Annotated in this window: 28 protein-coding genes; 15 read left to right on the top strand and 13 right to left on the bottom strand. The window is 65.0% G+C overall.

Annotated features, from left to right (window positions below):
- Position 1: 1 nt before the first annotated feature.
- The 3 genes from AC6I9R_RS21940 to AC6I9R_RS21930 are packed head-to-tail and all read right to left on the bottom strand — an operon-like array spanning position 2 to position 1,585.
- The gene (locus tag AC6I9R_RS21940) at positions 2-616 is read right to left on the bottom strand and encodes a 4Fe-4S dicluster domain-containing protein (RefSeq protein ID WP_461428615.1); all 615 of its coding nucleotides are present in this window, start codon (positions 614-616) and stop codon (positions 2-4) included.
- A gap of 19 nt (positions 617-635) precedes the next feature.
- The gene (locus AC6I9R_RS21935; RefSeq protein ID WP_461428614.1) at positions 636-977 is read right to left on the bottom strand and encodes a hypothetical protein; all 342 of its coding nucleotides are present in this window, start codon (positions 975-977) and stop codon (positions 636-638) included.
- A 32-nt stretch (positions 978-1,009) separates the two neighbouring features.
- A complete protein-coding gene (locus AC6I9R_RS21930; protein ID WP_461428613.1) occupies positions 1,010-1,585 on the bottom strand; it encodes a TetR/AcrR family transcriptional regulator in 576 nt (191 codons plus the stop codon).
- Positions 1,586-1,691: 106 nt separating this feature from the next.
- Between AC6I9R_RS21930 and AC6I9R_RS21925 the strand changes: the two genes are divergently transcribed.
- Entirely contained in the window at positions 1,692-2,201 is a 510-nt protein-coding gene (locus AC6I9R_RS21925; RefSeq protein WP_461428612.1) for an anthrone oxygenase family protein, read from the top strand.
- Here AC6I9R_RS21925 and AC6I9R_RS21920 read toward each other — a convergent pair whose 3' ends face one another.
- Positions 2,202-2,777: a LabA-like NYN domain-containing protein gene (locus AC6I9R_RS21920; protein WP_461428611.1), complete on the bottom strand. Its 576-nt coding sequence runs from the start codon at positions 2,775-2,777 to the stop codon at positions 2,202-2,204.
- A gap of 125 nt (positions 2,778-2,902) precedes the next feature.
- Between AC6I9R_RS21920 and folK the strand changes: the two genes are divergently transcribed.
- The 12 genes from folK to AC6I9R_RS21860 all read left to right on the top strand — a co-directional run bounded on the left by folK (position 2,903) and on the right by AC6I9R_RS21860 (position 12,500).
- Positions 2,903-3,505 (top strand): 2-amino-4-hydroxy-6-hydroxymethyldihydropteridine diphosphokinase, encoded by a 603-nt coding sequence (gene folK / locus AC6I9R_RS21915; protein WP_461428610.1) that lies wholly within the window; start codon positions 2,903-2,905, stop codon positions 3,503-3,505.
- A 96-nt stretch (positions 3,506-3,601) separates the two neighbouring features.
- Positions 3,602-3,955, top strand: coding sequence for a DNA-directed RNA polymerase subunit omega (rpoZ, locus tag AC6I9R_RS21910; protein ID WP_461428609.1), 354 nt, complete (start codon positions 3,602-3,604; stop codon positions 3,953-3,955).
- Positions 3,956-3,960: 5 nt separating this feature from the next.
- Positions 3,961-6,129 (top strand): RelA/SpoT family protein, encoded by a 2,169-nt coding sequence (locus tag AC6I9R_RS21905; RefSeq protein ID WP_461428608.1) that lies wholly within the window; start codon positions 3,961-3,963, stop codon positions 6,127-6,129.
- 62 nt (positions 6,130-6,191) lie between these two features.
- A complete protein-coding gene (locus AC6I9R_RS21900) occupies positions 6,192-6,824 on the top strand; it encodes a DUF2062 domain-containing protein (RefSeq protein ID WP_461428607.1) in 633 nt (210 codons plus the stop codon).
- A 243-nt stretch (positions 6,825-7,067) separates the two neighbouring features.
- The gene (locus AC6I9R_RS21895) at positions 7,068-7,808 is read left to right on the top strand and encodes a pyridoxine 5'-phosphate synthase (protein WP_461428606.1); all 741 of its coding nucleotides are present in this window, start codon (positions 7,068-7,070) and stop codon (positions 7,806-7,808) included.
- Positions 7,809-7,827: 19 nt separating this feature from the next.
- Complete coding sequence (locus AC6I9R_RS21890; protein ID WP_461428605.1) at positions 7,828-8,262, top strand: hypothetical protein; 435 nt, start codon at positions 7,828-7,830, stop codon at positions 8,260-8,262.
- On the top strand, positions 8,259-8,885 hold the full coding sequence (locus AC6I9R_RS21885; protein WP_461428604.1) for a LysE family translocator: 627 nt from the start codon (positions 8,259-8,261) through the stop codon (positions 8,883-8,885). The genes AC6I9R_RS21890 and AC6I9R_RS21885 overlap by 4 nt, the downstream gene beginning before the upstream one ends.
- Complete coding sequence (acpS, locus tag AC6I9R_RS21880) at positions 8,882-9,334, top strand: holo-ACP synthase (RefSeq protein ID WP_461428603.1); 453 nt, start codon at positions 8,882-8,884, stop codon at positions 9,332-9,334. Before AC6I9R_RS21885 ends, acpS begins: the two co-directional genes overlap by 4 nt.
- Positions 9,335-9,556: 222 nt before the next feature.
- The gene (lepB, locus tag AC6I9R_RS21875) at positions 9,557-10,336 is read left to right on the top strand and encodes a signal peptidase I (protein WP_461428602.1); all 780 of its coding nucleotides are present in this window, start codon (positions 9,557-9,559) and stop codon (positions 10,334-10,336) included.
- Between the two features lie 4 nt (positions 10,337-10,340).
- Complete coding sequence (rnc, locus tag AC6I9R_RS21870) at positions 10,341-11,027, top strand: ribonuclease III (protein ID WP_461428601.1); 687 nt, start codon at positions 10,341-10,343, stop codon at positions 11,025-11,027.
- Positions 11,028-11,262: 235 nt separating this feature from the next.
- Complete coding sequence (gene era / locus AC6I9R_RS21865; protein WP_461428600.1) at positions 11,263-12,171, top strand: GTPase Era; 909 nt, start codon at positions 11,263-11,265, stop codon at positions 12,169-12,171.
- Positions 12,168-12,500, top strand: a complete 333-nt coding sequence (locus tag AC6I9R_RS21860) for a DUF1491 family protein (protein WP_461428599.1) — start codon at positions 12,168-12,170, stop codon at positions 12,498-12,500. The genes era and AC6I9R_RS21860 overlap by 4 nt, the downstream gene beginning before the upstream one ends.
- A 25-nt stretch (positions 12,501-12,525) precedes the next feature.
- Here AC6I9R_RS21860 and AC6I9R_RS21855 read toward each other — a convergent pair whose 3' ends face one another.
- Positions 12,526-13,140, bottom strand: a complete 615-nt coding sequence (locus AC6I9R_RS21855; RefSeq protein WP_461428598.1) for a Pr6Pr family membrane protein — start codon at positions 13,138-13,140, stop codon at positions 12,526-12,528.
- A gap of 92 nt (positions 13,141-13,232) precedes the next feature.
- Here AC6I9R_RS21855 and recO point away from each other — a divergent pair, with 92 nt between their 5' ends.
- A complete protein-coding gene (gene recO / locus AC6I9R_RS21850) occupies positions 13,233-13,964 on the top strand; it encodes a DNA repair protein RecO (RefSeq protein WP_461428798.1) in 732 nt (243 codons plus the stop codon).
- Here recO and thpR read toward each other — a convergent pair.
- The 3 genes from thpR to AC6I9R_RS21835 form a co-directional block, all read right to left on the bottom strand.
- Entirely contained in the window at positions 13,949-14,485 is a 537-nt protein-coding gene (gene thpR / locus AC6I9R_RS21845; protein ID WP_461428597.1) for an RNA 2',3'-cyclic phosphodiesterase, read from the bottom strand. The genes recO and thpR overlap by 16 nt on opposite strands.
- A 1-nt stretch (position 14,486) precedes the next feature.
- Entirely contained in the window at positions 14,487-15,482 is a 996-nt protein-coding gene (locus AC6I9R_RS21840; RefSeq protein WP_461428596.1) for an NAD-dependent epimerase/dehydratase family protein, read from the bottom strand.
- 145 nt (positions 15,483-15,627) lie between these two features.
- Positions 15,628-17,310, bottom strand: a complete 1,683-nt coding sequence (locus AC6I9R_RS21835) for an acyl-CoA dehydrogenase family protein (RefSeq protein WP_461428595.1) — start codon at positions 17,308-17,310, stop codon at positions 15,628-15,630.
- Between the two features lie 163 nt (positions 17,311-17,473).
- On the opposite strand from AC6I9R_RS21835, the gene AC6I9R_RS21830 reads away from it, so the two are divergent.
- The gene (locus AC6I9R_RS21830; protein ID WP_461428594.1) at positions 17,474-18,247 is read left to right on the top strand and encodes a sulfite exporter TauE/SafE family protein; all 774 of its coding nucleotides are present in this window, start codon (positions 17,474-17,476) and stop codon (positions 18,245-18,247) included.
- Here AC6I9R_RS21830 and AC6I9R_RS21825 read toward each other — a convergent pair.
- The 5 genes from AC6I9R_RS21825 to AC6I9R_RS21805 all read right to left on the bottom strand — a co-directional run bounded on the left by AC6I9R_RS21825 (position 18,186) and on the right by AC6I9R_RS21805 (position 22,628).
- On the bottom strand, positions 18,186-19,190 hold the full coding sequence (locus tag AC6I9R_RS21825) for a hypothetical protein (RefSeq protein ID WP_461428593.1): 1,005 nt from the start codon (positions 19,188-19,190) through the stop codon (positions 18,186-18,188). The genes AC6I9R_RS21830 and AC6I9R_RS21825 overlap by 62 nt on opposite strands.
- 72 nt (positions 19,191-19,262) lie before the next feature.
- Positions 19,263-19,817 (bottom strand): DUF3859 domain-containing protein, encoded by a 555-nt coding sequence (locus tag AC6I9R_RS21820; RefSeq protein WP_461428592.1) that lies wholly within the window; start codon positions 19,815-19,817, stop codon positions 19,263-19,265.
- A 16-nt stretch (positions 19,818-19,833) separates the two neighbouring features.
- Entirely contained in the window at positions 19,834-20,361 is a 528-nt protein-coding gene (locus AC6I9R_RS21815; protein WP_461428591.1) for a DUF3859 domain-containing protein, read from the bottom strand.
- Between the two features lie 142 nt (positions 20,362-20,503).
- Positions 20,504-21,031 carry a DUF3859 domain-containing protein gene (locus AC6I9R_RS21810; RefSeq protein ID WP_461428590.1) on the bottom strand — a complete coding sequence of 176 codons (528 nt, stop codon included), beginning with the start codon at positions 21,029-21,031 and terminating at the stop codon, positions 20,504-20,506.
- A 1-nt stretch (position 21,032) separates the two neighbouring features.
- Positions 21,033-22,628 (bottom strand): phosphoenolpyruvate carboxykinase, encoded by a 1,596-nt coding sequence (locus AC6I9R_RS21805; RefSeq protein WP_461428589.1) that lies wholly within the window; start codon positions 22,626-22,628, stop codon positions 21,033-21,035.
- Positions 22,629-22,758: the final 130 nt, after the last annotated feature.

Below are 22,758 nucleotides of genomic sequence, written 5' to 3'. Positions count from 1 at the left end.
GCTACCTTTGCGCCCGGCGTTCGAGCTTTGCCGCGAGGTTGAGGCCGACGCCGGGGCGGGACCAGGGGCAGACGGCGATGCAGATCGCGCAGCCTTGGTTCTCGTTGAAGTAGGGCAGGCAGGCGTCGAAATCGACGTACCACTTTTCTTTGCCGCGCACGGTTTGTTTGGCGGGCGCGATGGCTTCGGGCGGGCAGGCATCTTCGCAGATGCGGCAGTTGGCGCAGAAGGCGTCGATGCCGTGGGTTTGTTGGGGCGTCGCGGCGAAGGGCGCGTCGGTAAGGACGGCGGAGAGGCGGAAGGACGAGCCGAATTCTGGCGTGATGAGGGAGCCGTGCTTGCCAAGCTCTCCAAACCCGCAGGCGAGCGCGGGCGGGATCAGGGTGAGCGCGCCGGTCATGGGGCCGGTCACAGGCTCGGCATCATGGCCGAGCGTGCGGAGCCAGGCGGTGATGTCCTTGGCGGCCTTCGCGGCGCGGCCATATTGGCGCAGGACTTCGAGGGCGGCGGTATGGTCGGGGGCCTGGGCGATGGCGTCGTAATCGTGGTGAACGCCGAGCACGATGACCTTGGATTGCGCGATGGTGTGGCCTGCGTAGGTCCAATCCGGGTCCATGTCGGCGACGCCGATCTTCTCACAGGATCCATCGTCGATGAACTGGATGAGGGAGGTGGTCCAGGCCTCGGGCGTGTGCTGCGCGGGCGGCCCCGTGACCGGGGGCAGGGGGGGCGTCGTAGATGCCCGCGCGCCACTCGGCCATGGCTTGGAAACGGGCGTCATCGGGGCGGGTGGTGTAGAACCAACGCTGCATGTCGCCGTGGGGGATGTCGGCGGGGTCGGGCGCCCAATAGACCATGTCGGGGCGGCGCTTCGTTGGTTCGCCCAGGCCGTTGATGGTGTTGCCCGCGATGTCCGGTTTGCGGACCATCTGGTCCGGGTCAGGCGTGTAGGGGCGGTGCGGGTTGTCGCGGGGCATTTAGTGAGGATGCCCGGGCGGCGGCGGACCTGTCAAACGGCGAGGCGTTGGAGGGTGGTGAGCGCCTCGGCCGCGCGGGTGGCGCAGAAGGTGGGGGGTGGCGGGTCCATCGCACCGATGACGCGGCGGATCTGGAGATCGCCGATCAGGAGCGTCAGGTAGAGCTGGGTGAGGGTGTCGGCGTCGCCGGTGAGGGGACTTGCGGCGATGATATCGCGGACCAGTGGGGCCACGGTTTCGCGCCCGCCTGCGGCGATGGCCCGGCCCAGATCGCCGGTGGGGTCGGCGGCGGCGGCGCGGTTGAGCGCGACGGCGCGGGGGCCCAGGACGGTGGCGAGCAGCGTGGGGCCTGCGTGGCGCAGGCGGTCGAGCGGCGGTGTGTTGGCATCGGCGTCAAGCGCGGTGCGAATGCTGTCGGTGTTGCGCGCAATGAGCGCGGCCATCAGCCCCTTCTTGTCACCGTACCAGCGATAGAGCGTCTCGTTCGAGGCTTTGGCCGCCCGCGCGATCCCCTGCATGGAGGTGCCCGCGTAGCCCTTCTGTTCCAGCATTTGGTAGGCGGCATCCTCGATCTGCAGGCGCCGGGCGTCTTTGGTTTCGCTGTCCATCGGGATCCTCCCTTGACGGTGGACCGTAATATGGATTACGGATCATCGCAATGCCGTAACTGTGATTACGGTAGGTGAGAATCCAGATCGGAAAAGGAGGCGCGGGATGCGTAGGGTTGGGATTGGAATGGGAACGGCGTCGGTCCTGTTTGCGGGCGCGATCTTTGGGTTTTTCTACGCCTGGGTCTGCTCCACCATGTGGGGACTGGACGCGGCCGACCCGCGCGTGGCCATTGCCGCGATGCAGGCGATGAACGCCAGCGTGCGCAACGCCGTCTTTTTCCCGGCGTTCTTTCTGACGCCGGTGGTGCTGCTGGGGACGGCGGTTGTGACGCAAGGCGCGGCGCGCGGGTTCTTTGCCGGGGGCGGCGTGGTCTACCTGTTCGGCGGCTTGATCCTGACCATGGTCGTCAACGTGCCGATGAACGAGGCGCTGGCTGTGGTCGAGGTGCCACAGGACATCGACGCGGCCCGCGCGATTTGGGCGGAGTATTCCCCGCGCTGGCAGGTGTTCAACGTCGCCCGCACCGTGGCGTCGGGCGTGGCGCTTCTTTTGGCGGGGTTGGGGCTGTGGAGCCTTGGCCGCACCGAGGCATCGCAGCCCAGGGCGGCGTGATCAGTCCGCGTCAACCTCGACCGGGGTCATCGCCTCGGGGCGGGGTTCGCGCGGGGGGCGGCCGATGGCGTCCTTGAGGTCCATCAGCTCGATGAAGTTGTCGCACTGGCGGCGCAGGTCGTCGGCGATCATCGGCGGCTGGCTGCGGATCGTGGACACAACCGACACCCGGCAGCCATTGCGCTGCAACGCCTCGACCAGCGGCTTGAAGTCGCCGTCGCCCGAGAAGATCACGATGTGATCCACATGGGGGGCGGCTTCCATCGCGTCGACGGCAAGCTCGATATCCATGTTGCCCTTTACCTTGCGGCGGCCCTGGCTGTCGGTGAATTCCTTGGCGGGCTTGGTCACCATATTGAAGCCATTGTAGTGCAGCCAATCGACCAGCGGGCGGATCGGAGAATAGTCGTCATTCTCCAGAAGGGCGGTATAATAATTCGCGCGCAGCAATTTGCCGCGCTGCATGAACTCCGACCGCAAGAGCTTGTAATCGATGTCAAAACCAAGTGCCTTGGCGGCCGCATACAGGTTCGAGCCGTCGATAAACAGCGCAAGACGTTCGTCTCGGTAAAACATGTTGTGTCCAATGCCCGTGAGTGTGTGTATTGCACCGGCTGCCTTGAAAATCCGGAAAATCGACCGGGGGCATCCAGCGCTGGCTGGCAAGCTTATATGTAACGCGAAGATGACAGGTGCAAGTAGTGAAGTATACAACTGACGCAAGGACAGGCCTTATTGCGCTGGGCGCAAACCTGCCATCCGGCGGATTATCGCCTGAAATCAGCGTGCCCCGCGCCATGGCGCGCCTGGTGGAAAAAGTGACCCAATCGGGCGGCAGCGACTGTATCATGAGCCGCCTGTTTCATACGCCCGCCTTTCCGCCCGGGTCCGGTCCGCAATTCGTGAATGCCGCCGTGCGGATTGAATGGCGCGGCTCTGCCGGGGAATTGCTGGCACAGCTCCATGAAATTGAAGAAGAATTCGGCCGCACCCGCGCCCACCGCTGGGAAGCCCGCGTGATGGACCTGGATCTGATCGGGCTGGGGGATGCGATTCTGCCCGATGCCGCGACCCGTGCCAATTGGGCGAACCTGCCGCCCGAGCGCGCCGCCCAGGTGGTGCCGGATCAGCTGATTCTGCCCCATCCGCGCCTGGAAGAGCGCGGATTTGTGCTGGTTCCGCTGGCCGATGTGGCGCCGGAATGGGTCGACCCTGCCACCGGACTTTCGGTGGCGCAGATGCTCGCCGCCCGCCCGAAGGCGGAATTGGCCGAGATCCGACCGGTCCCTGTCGCCGCGGAATAGGCCCGGAAATCGGCGGCGAATCTGGTTGTCAACGGGGTTCGCCGCGCTTATGTAGCGCCTTTAGCCCTTTACGGTATCTAGCCTCTGGAGTGTCCCATGGCCCGCGTCACGGTTGAAGATTGCGTCGATAAGGTTCCTAACCGGTTCGAATTGGTGATGCTTGCCGCCCACCGGGCGCGCGAGATTGCCTCGGGCGATCCGCTGACGATCGACCGCGACAACGACAAGAACCCCGTCGTGTCCCTGCGCGAGATTGCGGATGAGACCCAGGGTGCCGATGACCTGCGTGAGCGTCTGATCGAAAGCCACCAGACCCAGATCGAGGTGGACGAGCCGGAAGAAGACGCCATGGCGCTTCTGCAGGGTGTGGAGCAGGACCGCCCGGCCCAGGATGACATGAGCGAAGAGCAGATGCTGCGCGCGCTTATGGAAGCCCAGGGCCAGAAGTAAGCCTTGTGGCTGCCGATGGTCGCCCAACAGACGACACCGTCGCTGACAAGGCGATCAGCGTCGATGACTTGTTAGACCTCGTCCGTGCGTACAACCCGAAGACCCGAGAAAGGCTGATCCGCGATGCCTTCGCCTATGGGGCGCAGATGCACGAGGGGCAGACGCGTCATTCCGGTGAGCCGTATTTCACCCACCCTGTCGCGGTGGCCGCGCTTCTGACGGAACGTCAGTTGGACGATGCCACCATCGTCACGGCGCTGCTGCACGACACCATCGAAGACACGCGGTCGACCTATGGCGAGGTGGCCGAGCGGTTCGGCCCGGAGATCGCCGAGCTGATCGACGGTGTGACCAAGCTGACGAACCTGCAGCTGAGCAACCGCGAAAGCAAGCAGGCCGAGAATTTCCGCAAGCTGTTCATGGCGATGTCCAAGGACCTGCGGGTCATTCTGGTGAAGCTGGCCGACCGTCTGCACAACATGCGCACGATCCGTCACATGCGCCCGGAAAAGCAGAAGCAGAAGTCGCAGGAGACGATGGACCTGTACGCGCCGCTGGCCGGGCGGATGGGGATGCATTGGATGCGCGAAGAGTTGGAGGACCTGTCGTTTCGGGTCCTCAACCCCGACGCGCGTTCATCCATCCTGCGCCGCTTCATCTCGCTACAGCGCGAAACGGGCGATGTGATCCCGAAGATCACCGACGACATCCAGTCGGTTCTACAGAAGATCGGCATCGAGGCCCGGGTCTATGGGCGCGCGAAGAAGCCCTACTCGATCTGGCGCAAGATGCAGGACAAGAAGCTGGCGTTTTCGCGGCTGTCGGACATCTACGGCTTCCGGGTGATCCTTGAGACGGAAGACGATTGTTACCGCGCGTTGGGCGCCATTCACCGCCGCTGGAAGTCGGTGCCGGGGCGGTTCAAGGATTACATCAGTCAGCCGAAGTCGAACGGCTATCGCTCGATCCACACCACGGTCAGCGGGCGCGACGGCAAGCGGGTGGAGGTGCAGATCCGCACCCGCCAGATGCACGAAGTGGCCGAGGCCGGCGTGGCCGCCCATTGGGCTTACCGCGACGGGGTGCGGGTGCAGAACCCCTTTGCGGTGGATCCGGCCAAATGGCTTGAAAGCCTGACCGAGCGGTTCGAGAACGCCGAGGATCACGACGAATTTCTGGAACATGTGAAGCTGGAAATGTACTCGGACCAGGTGTTTTGCTTCACGCCCAAGGGCGATGTGGTGAAGCTGCCAAGGGGTGCCACGCCGATTGATTTCGCCTATTCGATCCACACGCGGATCGGCCATGCCTGTGTGGGCGCCAAGGTGGATGGGATGCGCGTGCCGCTGTGGACGCGGCTGAAGAACGGACAATCGGTCGATATCATCACCGCCGAGGGGCAATCGCCCCAGGCCACCTGGATCGACATTGCCACGACGGGCCGCGCCAAGGCGGCGATCCGGCGGTCGTTGCGAGAGGTCGACCGGGATCGCTACATCAAGCTGGGACGTGAACTGGCGCGGGTGGCGTTTGAGCAGATTGGCAAGAAATCCACCGACAAGGCGCTGACCACGGCGGCCAAGGCCCTGGCGCTGAGCGACGGGGATGAGGTGCTGGCGCGCATCGGCTCGGCCGAGTTAAGCGCGCGGCAGGTGGTGGCAGAGCTGTATCCGGAGCTGGCCAACCCCGACGAGGCCGCCGCGATCGAGGGCACCCGCGCGGTCATCGGTCTGCCGCCCGGCGCGCGGACCCTGCGCGCGCAATGCTGCCAGCCCGTCCCCGGAGAGCGTATTGTCGGGATCACTTACCACGGCAAGGGCCCCATCGTGCATGCCATCGATTGCCCCGCCCTGGCCGATTTCGACGACCAGCCCGACCGTTGGATCGACCTGCATTGGACCGAGGGACGCCACGCGCCCGAGCACAATGTGACGGCCGAGATCACGCTGTCCAACGGGATCGGCGTGCTGGGGCGGATCTGTACCTTGATCGGCGAGCAGAACGCCAATATCTCGGACCTGCACTTCATCGACCGCAAGCCGGATTTCTTCCGCCTTCTCATTGATATGGACGTGCGCGACGCCGAACATCTGCATGCGGTGATGATGGCCGTGGAGGCGGATTCCGATGTTGCGACCCTAGATCGCTTCCGCGATCTGGACCGGAGCCCCTAAGAAGTCCATATCTATCCCAGAGCGCCGGTAAGAGAGACCCGGCGAGAGGAGTTTTGGCTCGCGTGTTCAGACGTCGGGATTACAGACCGTGGTATCGCATCATCCTGGAGGTCCTCTGGCCTCGGGGGGGATGGCTGCGGGCTGCGCAATACGTGCAGCACCGGATGCGACGTCTGCCCGGCACGCCGGAACAGATCGCGCGCGGTGTCTTTGCGGGCGCGGTGACGGTCTTCACCCCTTACTTCGGCCTGCATTTCGTGATCGCCGCCCTTCTGGCGCGCGCCATGCGCGGGTCGATCTTCGCGGCGCTGCTGGCGACGTTCATCGGCAACCCGCTGACCTATGTGCCGATTGCCGCGATCTCGCTGAACCTGGGGCACTTCATGCTGGGATCGCGGCCCACCATCGGGGTCAACGACAGCCTTTTCCGCCGCTTTGGCGGCGCGTCGCGGGATCTTTGGCACAACATCAAGGCGATTTTCACCGATGAGCGCGCCCATTGGCACGAGCTGCAGATCTTCTGGGACACGGTCGTCTGGCCCTGGACCGTGGGGGGTATCCTGCCCGGTCTGATCACCGGGATCGTCTGCTATTACCTGACAGTGCCCGTCGTGCGGGCCTACCAGAAAAGCCGCGCGGCGCGGCTGCGCAAGAAAATGGACAAGCTGCGCAAGCAGGCGGAGGCGGCGGAGTAACGCGTTTTGGGTGTGCCGAGGGCGGTAGCGCAAATAAAGAATCCCGCGCTTAAGCGGCGCGAAGCGCGGTAGCGCAAAGAAGGAACCCCGCGCTCAAGTAGCCCGAAGGGCGGTAGCGCATAGAAGACTCCCCGCGCTCAAGTAGCGCGAAGCGCGGTAGCGCATAGAAGACTCCCCGCGCTCAAGTAGCGCGAAGCGCGGTAGCGCATAAAGAAGCGCGGTAGCGCATAAAAAGGAACCATGATGGACAAGCTGAGATTGGGTGTGAACATCGACCACGTGGCGACCCTGCGCAACGCGCGGGGCGGGGCCTTGCCGGACCCGGTGCGCGCGGCTGTTCTGGCCGAGCAGGCGGGCGCCGATGGCATCACGGCACATCTTCGCGAAGACCGTCGCCATATCCGCGACGCGGATATCGCGGCGATCATGGAGGCCATTACCGTCCCGTTGAACTTCGAGATGGCCGCCACCGATGAGATGCAGGAAATCGCCCTGGGTCATCTGCCTCACGCCGCCTGCATCGTGCCGGAACGCCGGGAAGAACGCACGACCGAGGGCGGGCTGGAGGTGGCGGGCGATGACAACCGTTTGGCACACTACATCGCGCCCCTGCGCGATGCGGGCATTCGGGTGTCGCTGTTCATCGCGGCCGAGCGCTCGCAGATCGAGGCCGCCGCGCGCATCGGCGCGCCGGTGATCGAGCTGCACACCGGCGCCTATTGTGACTACGACGCCGAGGGCGACGTCGCCGCCCGCGATGCTGAGCTGGAACGCCTGATTGCAGGCGCCAAGCTGGGGGTGGAGCTGGGGCTGGAGGTCCATATGGGCCATGGCCTCAACTATGATACGGTCGCCCCCATCGCGGCCCTGCCCGAGGTGGCCGAGTTGAACATCGGGCATTTTTTGATCGGTGAGGCCGTTTTTGTGGGCCTCGACACGGCCATGGCTGAGATGCGCGCCCGCATGGACGCGGCGCGCGCCTAATTCTTTGAGGAGATTATTCATGCGATTACCCCCCCTTGCGATTGCCGCCACCCTGGCCCTTGCGGCCCCCGCCCAGGCCTTCGTGACTGCCCCTTGCGGGCCAGAATTCACGCCGAACACCATCACCGAGCCCTGGGAGGAAAACACCCGGACCTTCGCCAATGGCGTGATCCGCATTTTCGAGATCTTCATCGACCCCAACGTCGCCTCTGGCGCCGCGTTGGGCATCCTGCATCCCGCAGGCGAGGGAGAGGAATACCGCATCTGCACCGCGATCTATCAAAGCCATGAATTCCGCTTTTTCGCCCAGGCCTTTGTGGCCGATGCGACGGCGGTTTATGACGCCTCTCTCGGGTTGATCATCACCTTGCCGGTGGCGCATGCGGGCCATGACGGCCCGGTGATGCTGCGCTTTGCGGTCAATCAGGCGACCGGCGTGGTGAGCATTCTATGAGCGATCTGACGACACTTTTGGCGATTGGCGGCGCGTTTGTCGTTGTCGCGTCCTCCCCCGGGCCGGCAAACCTGGCGGCGGCGACCGTGGCAATGGCCAATGGCCGCCGCGTGGGGCTTGTCTTTGCGCTGGGGCTGTCGGTTGGGCTGGCGTTCTGGGGCGTGTTGGCGGCGGTGGGCTTGGGTGCGATCCTGAGCCAATCGGCGACTGCCTTGCTGGTGCTGAAGATCCTGGGCGGGGCCTATCTTTTGTGGCTGGCCTGGCAATCTGGCAAAAGCGCGATGCGCCGGGGCCCGAGCGATGCGTCCGCGGCCCCCCAAGGCGGCGGGCGATGGTTCTGGCGCGGGCTTTTGTTGAACCTGTCGAACCCCAAGGCGGTGTTTGCCTGGATGGCGGCGCTGTCGGTGGGGCTTGACCCGTCCGATGGCACGGGCGCGGTGATCGGGGCGACGGTGATGTGCGCGGTGATCGGGTTGATCAATGCGACGGGCCACGCCTGGGTGTTCTCTTTCCCCGGGATCATGGCGCGCTATCGCCGCGCCCGGCGGTGGATCGATGGCACGGTGGCGGCGCTCTTTGCGGGGGCCGGGTTTGGCCTGATCCGCTCGGCGCTGGCGCGATGATCCTGGGCATCGGCACGGATCTGGCCAATATCGAGCGGATCGAGGGTACTCTGGCGCGCTTCGGCGACCGCTTTCGCAACCGTGTGTTCACCGAGCGGGAGCAGGCCCGGGCCGAGCGGAAGCCGGAGCCCGCGGCGGTCTATGCCAAACGGTGGGCGGCGAAGGAGGCGTGCTCCAAGGCGCTGGGCACAGGGCTGCGGATGGGTATCGCGTGGAAGGACATGTCAGTGCGCAACCTGCCCACGGGTCAGCCGGTGATGGAAGTGACGGGCTGGGCGCGGGAACGGCTGGAGCAGATGACGCCCGAGGGCTACGGCGCGGTGATCCATGTGACGCTGACCGACGACCACCCTTGGGCGCAGGCGATGGTGGTGATTGAAGCGCTGACGCCGGAGGAAGAGGAGTTGCGTCCGGTGTTAGGCAAAGGCGCGCGGCGGACGATGAGTTGAGTTTGGTGCGATTTGGCCGGTCGCTGGTGGGCTGGCCCCCCAGACCACGACCCACGCTGGGGGGCCAGCCCCCCAGACCACGACCCACGCTGGGGGGCCAGCCCCCCAGACCCCCCGGGATATTTGAAGAACGGGGAAGCAGGGGACGGTTGCTTGACTTGTCCGGCGTGACGCGGGCAAGAACGCCCGGAGGCATAATGTATAGCAAGGAAGGGCAGCCCCATGGCAGATTCTGAGGGCGGCATCATGGAGACGGTCAAGACCGTCGTCTGGGCGCTGGTGATTGCGGGCGTCTTCCGCACGCTGTTTTTTCAGCCGTTCTGGATCCCATCGGGGTCGATGAAGGACACGCTGCTGATTGGTGATTTCCTGTTCGTCAACAAGATGGCCTACGGCTATTCGCGCCATTCCTGCCCGTTCTCCATGTGCCCGTTCGAGGGGAGGATCTTTGGGTCAGACCCCGAGCGCGGCGATGTGGTAGTGTTCCGCCATCCGACCAATGGCACCGACTTCATCAAGCGCGTGATTGGCCTGCCGGGCGACCGCGTGCAGATGATTGACGGCGTGCTGCACCTGAACGGTGAGCCGGTGCGCCTGACGCCAGAAGAGCCGTTTGAAGAGGTGGCCGAGGCGCAGGGGCCCCAGGGCCACATGCCGCGCTGTGCCAATGCGCCCGTGGGCGCAGGCGGCCTCTGCGCCAAGGAGCGCGCGACGGAGGAGCTGCCGGGGGGTGTCACGCATTCCATCCTGAACATCCAGGACGGGACGCGCGGCGACAACACGCCAGAGTTCGTCGTGCCGGAGGGGCAGTTCTTCGTGATGGGCGACAACCGCGATAACTCCATCGACAGTCGCTTCCCGCAGTCTATTGGCGGCGTCGGCTTCGTGCCCGCCGAGAACCTTCTGGGCCGGGCTGACCGGGTGATCTTCTCGTCCGCCGGGCAGCGAATGGTCTACTTCTGGACCTGGCGCTCGGATCGGTTCTTCCGGGCCATCGAGTAGCCCGATGAAGCCCTCGCGGGAGCTTTCGGCCTTCATGGACCGTTTGGGGTACGTCTTCAACGACCCCGCCTTGCTCGCGCGCGCGCTGACCCACTCCTCGCTGTCCTCGCCCACGCGCGGCGACAACCAGCGGCTGGAATTCCTGGGCGACCGGGTCCTGGGCCTGGTGATGGCCGAGGCGGTCCTCGCGGCGGATGAGACGGCCCCTGAGGGCACCCTGGCGCCGCGCTTCAACGCGCTGGTCCGCAAGGAGGCCTGCGCCGACGTCGCCCGCCAGATCGACCTGGGCGCCGCGATGCGCCTGGGCAAATCCGAGATGAGCGCGGGCGGTCGGCGCCGCATGGCGCTTCTGGGCGACGCGATGGAGGCGGTGATCGCCGCCGTCTACCTCGACGGCGGGTTCAGCGCCGCGCGCGATCTGATCACCAGGCTCTGGGCCAAAAGGGTCGAAAGCGTCGAGGATGACGCGCGCGATGCGAAAACCGCGCTGCAGGAATGGGCCCAGGCCCGCCGCATGGAGCCCCCCGCCTACACCGAGGTCGCGCGTTCGGGCCCCGACCACGCGCCGGTGTTCCGCGTCCGGGTCACGCTGTCCTCGGGCCAAAGCGCTGAAGCCGAAGCCAAGGCCAAACGCCAGGCCGAACAGCAAGCCGCCAAGACCCTTCTGGACCAGGTGCAAGGCGCGCCATAACACACCGCGCTCCTGCTTCATCTTGCCAGATACAACTCCCGCCGGAGGCTCCGGCCCCCTGCCTCCCTCACCAACGCCGCCCGTAAAGCACCCGCACCCACGCGCCCCGGAGGGGCGCACGGGTGCCATGACCGGCGAGGCAGAGACGCCGCAGGCGTCGTCCGAGGCGGCGGCCCCTTTGCGTTGCGCCAAAATTCCCGCTATGGCCCCTCCATCGCACCCAAAGGATCGCCCCATGCCCACACGCGCCGGTTTTATTGCCCTGATCGGAGAGCCCAACGCCGGAAAATCTACGCTCCTCAACCGGATGGTGGGGGCAAAGGTCTCGATCGTGACCCATAAGGTGCAGACCACGCGCGCGCGGCTGCGGGGGGTGGCGATGGAGGGCGAGAGCCAGCTGGTTTTTGTCGATACGCCGGGCCTTTTCCGGCCCAAACGGCGCCTGGATCGCGCCATGGTCGCCGCCGCCTGGACCGGAGCGGCGGACGCCGATGTCGTGGTCCTGCTGGTGGAGGCGACGCGGGGCCTGACCGAAGGGGTGCAGGCCATCCTCGATGGCCTGAAGGAGCGCACCGGAGAGCGGAAGGTGGCGCTGGCGATCAACAAGATCGACCGAGTGGACCCGCCGGTGCTGCTGAAATTGACCGAAACCCTGAACGCCGCCTACCCATTTGACGAGACCTTCATGATCTCGGCCGAGAAGGGCCACGGGGTGGATCACATGCGGGCCTGGCTCGCCGCCGAGATGCCCGAGGGGCCGTGGCTTTACCCAGAGGACCAGATCGCCGATCTGCCCCTGCGCATGATCGCCGCGGAGATGACCCGCGAAAAACTGACCCTGCGCCTGCATCAGGAGCTGCCTTACCAGCTGACCGTCGAGACGGAGACCTGGGAGGCGCGCAAGGACGGCTCCGCCAAGATCGACCAGATCATCTATGTCGCCCGCGATGGCCATAAGGGCATTCTGCTGGGCAAGGGCGGCGAGACGATCAAATCCGTCTCCAAGGCCGCGCGCGAAGAGATCGCGGAATTTGTCGGCCACCCGGTACATCTGTTCCTGCAAGTGAAAGTCCGGCCCGGCTGGCTGGAGGAATCCGAGCGTTACTCGGAAATGGGCCTCAACTTCAAAGACGGGAACGCATGACCCCGCGCCTGACAGCGGATTTCTGGGTGGCGGCCTACCTGGCGCGCCTGCGGGGCGCCGATATCCCGGTGTTCATCGTCGCGCGGGGCGACGGGACGGCGGGGGCGGTACTGGTCAAGCAGTCGCCCCTGGATGGAACCGCGACGCTCTATCAACGCTCGTTCGATCCGATGACCGGCGCGCGTCAGTGGATGGTGCTGAGCGAAGGCCCCGAGGCGGATGTGGACGCCGCGATTGCGCGTCAACGGGGCTTTGACCCAGATCTTTGGGTGATCGAGGTGGAGGATCGCGACGGGCGGCATCTGCTGGACGAACCGGGGCTGGACTAGCGGGCCGGGACTAGCGGGCGGGCGCTCAACGGTCCGCGAAGCGTCCGATAAGCACGAAAATCACCCCGCCGATCAGCAACACGAGGACGAGACCGAAGAGGTTCGTGGCCACCGTCGCGGCGTCGCGGGTCGCCAGGCTCATGAACGGGTAGGGGTAGACCCCATCCTGCGCCCCGCGCGCGAGCGCGTAGGCGACGTAGACGCAGGGCCAGACGATGAACATCGGCAGGTCGCGGAATTGCAGGGTGCGTTTTGGCGCGCAGAACACCCACCACAGGAAACAGGCAATCGGCACGGCGGTGTGTAGGCCCTGATCCGCCCAGACCCCGAGGCCCGTGAAGGTCACAAGGCCCGCCAGAAGCGTGTGATAGACCGCGCCCACCAGCATGATCGACAGGGTCAGCGCCGCGATCCAGGGCGGCGAGACGCCATCGCGGCGAAACGCGATGAAGGCAAACGTCACGGCGACGAGAGTGTTGGTCAGCAGCGTGAAGAAACGGGCGAGGGACCAGATCGTCTCCAACGGCGGCTCATCACCCAGGCTTTGGTCGTAGATGTAGCGGGCCACCACCGACGCGAGCGCCGTCACCGCGATGACGGCGGCGAAGAAGCGGGCATGGAAGGGCAGGGCCGGAAACATGCGTTGTGATTGCCATGGGCTTGCGTGCATTTCTACCGGGTGGCCGCGTTTTTCCCGTGCGCTGTGGGATGCGTGCCGCGATAGTCACTGCCATGGACTGGCGGGCAGATGGCATTCTTTTGAACGTGCGGCGACACGGCGAAACCTCGGCGATTGTGGAGCTGTTCACGGCCGAGCAGGGCCGCCATGCGGGCGTCATTCGCGGCGGGGCGGGGCGCAAGATGGCCCCGATCCTGCAAGTGGGCGCGCAACTGGATGCGACCTGGCGCGCGCGGCTGTCCGATCATATCGGCACCTATACTGTTGAGGTGCGCAAGGGCCGCGCGGCAGAGGCGATGGGCGACCGCATTGCGCTGGCCGGGCTGTCGTCTGTCTGCGCCTTATTGTCTTTTACCTTGCCCGAACGCGCGCCGTATCCCGCGCTTTATGCGCGGACTCTCGCCGTTCTGGACGGTTTGGGTGCCGAGCGGTGGGCGGAGGCCTACCTGGGCTGGGAGATGGCGTTGCTGACGGAGATGGGCTTTGGCCTGGACCTGAGCGAATGCGCGGTCAGCGGGGTCACGCAGGATCTGGCCTATATCTCTCCACGCACCGGACGCGCCGTGTCGCGGGCGGCGGCAGGGGAATGGGCGGACAAGTTATTGCCGTTGTCCCCGGCGCTGGAGGGGCTGGGAACCGGGTTGGACGACGTGATCGCCGGGCTGCGGGTGACAGGCCATTTCCTGGAGACGCATCTGGCCCCCAGCTTGGGCACGCGTCCCTTGCCTGCTGCGCGCCAGCGGTTGGTGGATGTGTTAGAGCGGGCCGCTCAAGCCAGCGGGTAGGACGCCAGCACCTCGTGCCGGGCCCCGTGTTCGGACAGGTGGGATTGGTAGAGGCACATCTCGTGCGCCGTGAAACCGGGGATGTTGAGGGGCGTGCCCATCGCCTCGGCCAGGCGGTCCCGCGCGGGCCCCTTGGGCTGGCGGTTGGCGCGGGTCAGCGTGACATGGGGGCGGAACCGTCGGCGGGGCAGATCGGCGCCCGACTGGCGGGCGGCCACGGCGACCTTGGCGTGCAGGGCCGAGAGGGTATCCGAGGGTGTGACGGCGGCGAAGGTCAGGCCTTGCTCCATCTCGGCGAAGGTGCCGAGGCCTTGGAACGCGATCTGTGGCGCGGGCAGGCGGGCGGCTTGCAGAAGATCATGGAGCGGCTCCAGCACGTCGGCGGGCACGTCGCCCAGATAGGCGAGGGTCAGGTGCAGGTTATCCTCGGGCACCGGGCGCCCGGTGGGCAGCAGGGATTGCACCCTCACCAGGGCGTCGACGGCGGGCTCGGCCAGGGGCAGGGCAATGAAGGCGCGCAACTTAAGCGACGGCGGCAGCGGCCCGCTCCAGCGCCGCTTTTGCGGGGGTGAAGGTGATCCCGAGATCGCGGATGCTGGCCGAGGTATCGAACTCGGGCATATGGCCCAGTTGCGGGACGATCATGCGGATCGATGGATCAAAGAGCGCCAGCACCTTCATCAGCCAGGCTGGGGCCTGGCGGGTGGCGAGCTTGCGGTCTGGGTAAACGGATTTCAGATGGGTGCTGATCGCCGCCATCATCATCGACCCGCCCGAGGCGATGTAGCGGTTCCCGGCGCTTTCCGGGCGGTCCATGGCCGCGATATGCATTGCCGAGACGTCTTCCACATCGACGATGCCGAAGCCAAAGGGCGGCATCAGCGGGTCCTTCCCGGCCATGATCCGCTCCATCAGTGACAGCGACGTGCCGTAGTGCGCGTCGAGCGGCGTGCCGAGCACGAGGGACGGGTGGATGGTGGTCAGCTGCATTTCCGGGTGTTGTTTCACGAAGTCCCAGGCGGCCTGTTCGGCCAACGTCTTGGACTTGTAGTAGGGCGTAGCGCGGGGGTGGGTGAGGTCGGTCCAATTGGCGGGGGTCTGCGGGTTGGGCAGATCGTTGGCCTCAATCGCCACGACCGAAGAGGTGAGGATGACGCGATTGAAGCCTGCATTTTGGGCCGCGTTCAGCGCCCGAAGGGTGCCGTCCACGGCGGGGCGGATGACGTCGGCCTCGTCCTTGGGCGAAGACAGCGGGAACGGCGAGGCGGTGTGCATGAGCACATCGCAGCCCTGCATCGCGTCGGTCCAGCCGTCGTCTTTGTTGAGGTCAAGTTCTGTGAAGGTGAGCCGCTCCAGCGCGCTGGCGTCGCTGAGGTGTGGGCGGACAGCCTCACGCACCTCATCCGCGCGGGTGGCGCTGCGCAGCGAGCCCGTAACGGTATGCCCCGCGTTCAACAGATCCAGCGCGATGCGCTTGGCGATAAAACCGGTGACGCCGGTGAGGAAGACGTGGGGCATGGGGAAACCTTTGGTGGCTGGTTTCCCCATAGGTAGGGCGTTTGGGGTCGATTGTCAGGCGAGGAGGCGTCTCGCAATGACCTGTGCCTGAATTTCCGCGCGCTGTGCGGATGGCGAACGTCCACTGGACGTTCGCCGCAAATTCCTAGGCCAGCAACCTACGTGCAATCACCTGCGCTTGAATCTCCGCTGCGCCCTCAAAGATATTCAGGATGCGGGCATCACAGAGGATGCGGCTGATGCCGTATTCCAGGGCGAAGCCGTTGCCGCCGTGGATCTGCAGGGCGTTGTCGGCGGCGGCCCAGGCGACGCGGGCGCCGAGGAGTTTGGCCATGCCGGCCTCCAGGTCACAGCGGCGGTCGTTGTCCTTCTCGCGGGCAGAGAAATACGTCAACTGACGGGCGACCATGATCTCGACCGCCATCATCGCCAGCTTGCCGGAGACGCGGGGGAAGTTGATCAGGCTTTTGCCGAACTGCTTGCGATCCTGGGCGTATTGCATCCCGGCGTCGAGCGCGGATTGCGCCACGCCGATGGCACGCGCAGCGGTCTGGATGCGCGCGCTCTCAAAGGTTTGCATAAGCTGCTTGAAGCCCTGGCCTTCCTGCCCGCCCAAAAGGTTTTCGCCCTTCACTTTGAAGTCGTCGAAATTGACGGTGTATTCCTTCATACCGCGATAGCCCAGAACCTCAATCTCACCGCCGGAGATGCCTGCGTCCTGCCAGGGCGCCTCGTCGGTGCCGGGGGTCTTTTCGGCCAGGAACATCGACAGGCCCTTGTAGTCGTCGGTGTCGGGGATGGTGCGGGCCAGAACGGTCATGACATGGGTACGGGCGGCGTGGGTGATCCAGGTTTTGTTGCCGTTGATGACCCAATCCTCACCTTCCTTGGTGGCCTTGGTCCGCAGCGAGCCGAGGTCGGAGCCGGTGTTGGGCTCGGTGAAGACGGCGGTGGGCAAGATCTCTCCGGACGACAGACCGGGCAGCCACTTTTCCTTCTGCGCGTCGGTGCCGCCTGCGAGGATCAGTTCGGCTGCGATCTCAGAGCGCGTCGCCAGCGAGCCCACGCCGATGTAGCCGCGCGAGAGCTCTTCGGACACGACGCACATCGACGCCTTGGACATGCCGAGGCCGCCGTGTTCCTCCGGGATGGTCAGGCCGAAAACGCCCATCTCGGACAGTTCCTCGATGATCTCCATCGGGATCAGCTCGTCGTTGAGGTGCCATTCGTGGGCGTCGGGGATGACGCGGTCGACGGCGTAGCGGCGGAATTGCTCGCGGATCATGTCGAGCTCTTCATCGAGGCCGCAATGCCCGACTGTCGCCTCTGCGGCGCGTTCCTGCATCAGCTCCACCAGGCGGGTACGGGCGGCCTGGGTGTTGCCCGATTGGGTCAGTGTCATGACCGCGTCGTCCATCAAGGCGCGCTGGTCGTCCTGGGACAGGCCAATGTCCTGCAGGCGCAGGATTTCGCCCTGGCTCATCGGGATGCCGCCGTAAAGCTGCCAGAGGTATTCGCCGAAGGTGATCTGCAGGATCAGCTGCTCGATCTCACCAAGCTTGCCCTCGGCGTCCAGACGCTCGGCCCATCCCTGCATCTGGCGCAGGGATTCGACGTAAGTTGCAAGCCAGGCGAGGCCGTGGGCGGCGGTCTGGTTCTGCTCGATCAGGGTGGCAGAGATCCGGCCATCCTCGGACAATTCCGCGCGCAGGTGGGCCTTGGCCGTGTTCAAAAGCGCCTCGGCAGGCGGAACGGCGGCGGCGGTGAGGGCAAGAAGATCAGAGAGAATCACGGATGTCTCGTTTTGCAAATGGGCGTCGCGGGGCATGGTATCATTCTCCTGAACTCGGGTCGCTCTTCTAAACTCGGGGGAGAGGTAGGGCGTTTGCAGGTGCAGCGCAACAAAAATGCTGCACCGCGTCAAAAAACGCACAAAAATGTCGCGACTGATTGCGAGTGCGGGCAGCGGAAATGCGGCATAGAACGGCGCTATGATTCAGGACCTGCTGGAATTAATGCCCCTTTGGGCCTTCGCGGCTGCCTTCGGCGTGACGCTATTTGCGGGCATCGTGAAGGGCGCGATTGGGTTTGGCGTGCCGCTGATCATCCTGTCGGGCCTTGCAATGTTTCTGGACCCGTTGCTGGCCGTGGCGGGGCTGGTTTTGCCCGCCGTAATCTCGAACGTCGTCCAGGTGATCCGCCATCCGAAGGCGGAAATCATCGACGCGGTGCAGGAGCATTGGCGCTACATCGCTGTGGTCTGCGCGCTGATTCTGGTGGTGACGCAATTTGTCGTCTTCGTGCCTGAGCGGGTGTTCTTCCTGATCCTGGGTGTGCCGGTGATCGTCCTGTCGGTGGTGCAACTGGCGGGCGTGCGGATGCGCATCCCTGAGGCCCGGCGTCGCGCCGCCGAATGGGGGATTGGAGCGATGACGGGGGTATTGGGCGGCTTCACCGGGTCCTGGGGGCCGCTGACGGTGCTGTACCTGATCGCGCTGGACACGCCGAAGATGCGGCAGCTGTTGGTGCAGGGCGTTGTCTACAGCCTGGGGGCCGTGGCGCTGCTGGTGGGGCACCTGCAATCGGGGGTGATGAACGCCGCGACGATCCCGTTTTCGGCGCTGTTGCTGATCCCCATTTTCATCGGGATGAAAATCGGGTTCTGGGTCGGAGACAGGCTGGATGCGGAATTGTTCCGCAGGCTTACGCTGTTGCTGCTTGTTGTGGCAGGTGCCAATCTTGTGCGGCGGGGTCTGCTTGGCTGACCGCGAAAAGCGCGTCTGCGGCCCATTCGATTTCCTGCCAATGGGAGGGGACATCGGCCAGGACCTGCAGGGGGTAGCGGACGTGGAAGTGGCGAAACAGCCAGTCCTGTTCCGGCCGAGACTGGGTCTGTACGCGGCGCGCCACGTCGTGGGGCAGGGTGAAGGGCTGACCTTGCATGGCGAATAGCTCGTCCGCGTGGTGGTGAAACAGCTCCCTGCGACCGCTGAAGGCCGCATCGTCGCCGTTAATCGCATCCAGCAGATAGACGGCGTCGTGGCAGAGGCGCGCGTCATCCGGGATATCGAGCATGGTGAATGGCGCAGGGTGCAGCCCGGCCACCGACAGCATGTCGATGGTCAGCCCATGTTCTGCCGCGTCCTCCATCCGGCGCAGGTGGACCCGGTCGCGGCCAAGGGCCGTCAGCGCGGCTTCGCAGTGGTCGCGGGCCAGCGGCGGATAGGGGCGGTCCATCATCTGGGCGATCCGCGCTGATCCCTGGCGTACGCCCTGTTCGATGCGGCAGGCGGTGTGGGCCAGCGGCTCGCGGATATAGCAGAGCGTTTCCAGCTGATAGCCAAGGGCCGCGATCTGGTGATCGAGGCGGGTGAATTGCGGCGCGCGGAGGGATTGGAAAAACTCGCTCGACAAAAGAATGACCGAGGCATCGGTGGCTGCCGCCGCCCGGATCGCAGACATCTGCCGATCCGCCAGGCATTGCGCGGCCTCGGGCGAGATGCTTTGCCGTTTGTACCAGGCGTGCCGGGTGCCCTTGGGGTGGATCAGCGCCAGAAGGTCGTGGTGCGCGTCGGCGTCCCCGGGATAGACGGCGCCCAACCCGGCCAGCGTGCGGCGGTTCGAGGCGAGGGTGGTCTGGATCGTGCGGGTTCCTGTCTGGCCAAGGCCCACATGCATAATCACCCGTTTCACCATGTCGAGACTCACCTGTTTGTACATTCTGAACAGGGGTGAGCATGGGCAAAGAAGGTTACGAAATAGTTCGCAAGACCGCCGCGCCTACGACATGAATGACCCGAAACAGGCGCTGATGACCTGCGGCATCAACTCGGGCGCGATGACCTCGAAGGCGATGTGGAACAGCTCCTCGCCGTCCAGGGTTTGGGCCGAGAAGGTCCATTCGCCCAACACCAACTCGTGCGCGTGATCGAAGCTGAAGCCGATCAGGTTCAGGCCATCGTCGATGTCGGTCACCCAGGTCTCTACCTCGATGCCGCTGTCGGGATAGGGCGGGTGGGTGACGGTCACGGTGACGGGATCATGCAGCACGCCCGGGGGCGCGGTGGCCAGGACGCCGAAGCCGATCCCGATTTCGGCGGGGACAAGCTTCTGGCGGAACTGAAAATCGGGGATCAGGGGCACCAGGTTGATCACGCCCGAGGCCGTGCCCGGCGCCGGATCGCGGCGGTCGGGCTCTTGCGCGCAGTAAAGGCCGTAGATCAGATCTGCCAGCAGGGGGCTGACGCGGGGGTTGGTCTGCTGCGCCGTGGCGGGCACGGCGAGCAACAGCGCGCAGAGGAAGGCCGTGCAAAGAAGCGAGATCGCAGCGCGCATTTCGGGGATCCAGATCTTACGGCAGGGTCACGCAGGGCGGCAGCGTGCCTGCGAATTCTTCGGCAGAGACGACGTCAAAAGACAGGTCATAGATGACCTGGCCATCGCGGAAGGTCTGGAACCGGTAAATGCCGAGGTTGCCGGGGGTCGGGGAATCGAAGGTCCAACCGTCAATCTCCAGCACTTCGTCGAAGATCAGCGACACCGTATCCTCGGTCACGGTGCCGTCGCGGGCGATATGTGTGATGGTGGAGGTCACGTTGTGGGACACGCCGGCCGGATAGTTCGACAGAACGCCAAAGGTAACGCCTGCGCCGACAGGGATCTTGGTGGAGCCGTCGGTGCGTACATCGTCAAAGAACGCCGTTGTGGCATTGATCTCATCGATCTGGGCCCGGGTCAGGGGCACGTTCGGGTTGTCGTTGTCGTAATAGCACATGATGCCGTAGTGGAAGCTTTCCAGCTCGGGCGAGGCATAGATCGCGGCGCTTTGGGCGTGGAGCGGTGTGGCGAGGGCGAGAAGGGCGAAGGGAAGAAGGCGCATGGGGGTCTCCGACGGGTGATCGTTGCATGATGTTAACGCGCGAAACCCAGCCTGCCTACTTCCGGTTTCCCTGTCCTGGAGTCGTGCGGCGCTTTGCGCGCGGCGGGTCTGGGCAACAGGGGGCCGGGGTGGTCGTGGTAGCTTAGGGGCAGGCGGTGGCCAGGTCGGGACGCTGGGCTGCTGGCACAACCTCGAACGTCACCTCAAAGAGCTGTCGCCCCTCATGCGCGCCCCGCAGCGTCCAAAGGCCCGGCTGCGCGGCGTCCGGGGTCTCAAACGACCAACCGTCGGTGCGGACGCCGTCGATGTCATAGACCGATTGCCAACGGGTTACCGTGCCGTCAGATCCAGGCAAGGGCGGGTGGGTCATCGATATGTCGAAGGGTGCGTCGACGCCACCGGGTGTAAGGCGGTATACAATCCCGAACCCCATGCCGACCCGCGCGGGCACCTGTCTTTCCGTCGAGATGATATCGGGGGTACGCGAGAGGTACAGCGTATCTTCATTGCCCGTCACGTCCGGGTCTGCCGGTCGCGACGCCGGGTCCGCGCAGTAGATGCCAGTGACGACCTCTGTCAGGTCTACCGAAAGCAGTGGGTCGGGCAGGCCCGACTGCGCCGCAGCCGTGCCCGCCGATAGAAGAAGCGCGAAAGCGGCGGGCCGCCCCACCCTAGATCGCCGCTGCTTTCACATCCTCGTCGATGTGATCGACGTATTGCGCGAAATTGTCGGCGAACATGTCGACCAGGCGTTGGGCCTGGCGGTCATAGCTGTCGGGGCGGTCCCAGGTGCGGCGGGGGTCGAGCAGCAGGTCGGCAACGCCCGCGCAATGCAGCGGGACGTCGAAGCCGAAGTTGGCATCGCGGCGGAACTCACCTTTGTTGAGCGTGCCGTCCAGCGCCGCTGTCAGAAGGGCGCGGGTTGCGCGGATCGGCATACGCGATCCGGTGCCGAAGGCCCCACCGGTCCATCCGGTGTTCACCAGCCAGCAGGTCGCGCCATGTCGGGCGATCTTGTCGCGCAAAAGCTCTCCGTAGATTTCCGGGCGACGCGGCATGAAGGGAGCGCCGAAGCAGGTGGAGAAGGTGGGCGTGGGCTCGGTCACGCCCCGCTCGGTGCCGGCGACCTTGGCAGTGAAGCCGCTGAGGAAGTGATACATCGCCTGGGCGGGCGTCAGCCGCGCGATGGGGGGCAGGACGCCAAAGGCATCGCAGGTGAGCATGACGATATTCTTGGGCGCGCCACCCAGGCCGGTGGCCGAGGCGTTGGAGATCATGTCGATCGGGTAGGCGCAGCGCATGTTGGCCGTCAGGCTGTCGTCGTCGAAGTCCAGCTCCAGCGTGTCCTCGTCGTAGACCATGTTCTCAATGACGGTCGAGAATTTGGAGGTCGTGGCGTAAATCTCGGGCTCTGCCTCCTGGCGCAGGTTGATCGTCTTGGCGTAGCAGCCACCCTCGAAATTGAAGATGCCGTTGTCGGACCAGCCATGCTCATCATCGCCGATCAGCGTGCGACCGGGGTCTGCGGAAAGGGTCGTCTTGCCGGTGCCGGAAAGCCCGAAGAAGACGGCGCTATCGTCGGGGTTGCCGATGGCGTGGTTGGCCGAGCAATGCATCGCCATCACACCTTTGCCGGGCAGGATGTAGTTGAGCAAAGTGAAGACCGACTTCTTGTTCTCGCCGGCATATTCCGTGCCACCGATCAGGATGATCTTCTTCTCGAAATTCAACGCGATCACGGTGTCGGTGCGGCAGCCGTGGCGGGCGGGGTCGGCCTTGAAGGTCGGGCAGTTGATGATCGTGAACTCAGGCACGAAGGTCGCCAGTTCGTCCGCGCCGGGACGGCGCAGGAGGTGGCGGATAAAGAGGTTATGCCAGGCCAATTCGCTGACGACGCGGACGTCGAGGCGATGTTCGGGGTCGGCGCCGCCATAGAGGTCCTGCACGAAGTAATCGCCGCCCTCCATGTGGGCCAGCATATCGGCATAGAGGATATCGAAAGCCTCGGGCGCCATGGGCGCGTTGTTGTCCCACCAGATGGTGTCTTCAACCTCGGGCGTGCGAACGACGAATTTGTCGTTGGGCGAGCGTCCGGTGAACTTGCCGGTGGAAACCAGGAACGTGCCGCCCTTGCCAATGCGACCCTCGCCGCGTTCCACGGCGGCCTGCATCAGGGCGGGTTCCAGCATGTTATAATAGACCGAGCCGAGCCCCGTGATACCTTGTTGATCAAGCGTATGTGCGGGGTTCACGCGTCCATGGGTCATGGCGTCAGGCTCCTGTCGGGCGGTCTTGGGCCCTATTTTGGTGTGACGACGCCGCCTAAGTGCCACGTCGTGGCCCCGCTATAACATGACGTTTTTGAGACTGAACAGGACGTGGGGGCACAGTTAGCGC

Source organism: Gymnodinialimonas sp. (assembly GCF_059726805.1).
The sequence above is the reverse complement of the archived record's forward strand: the minus strand, read 5'-3'. Positions and strand labels throughout refer to the sequence as shown.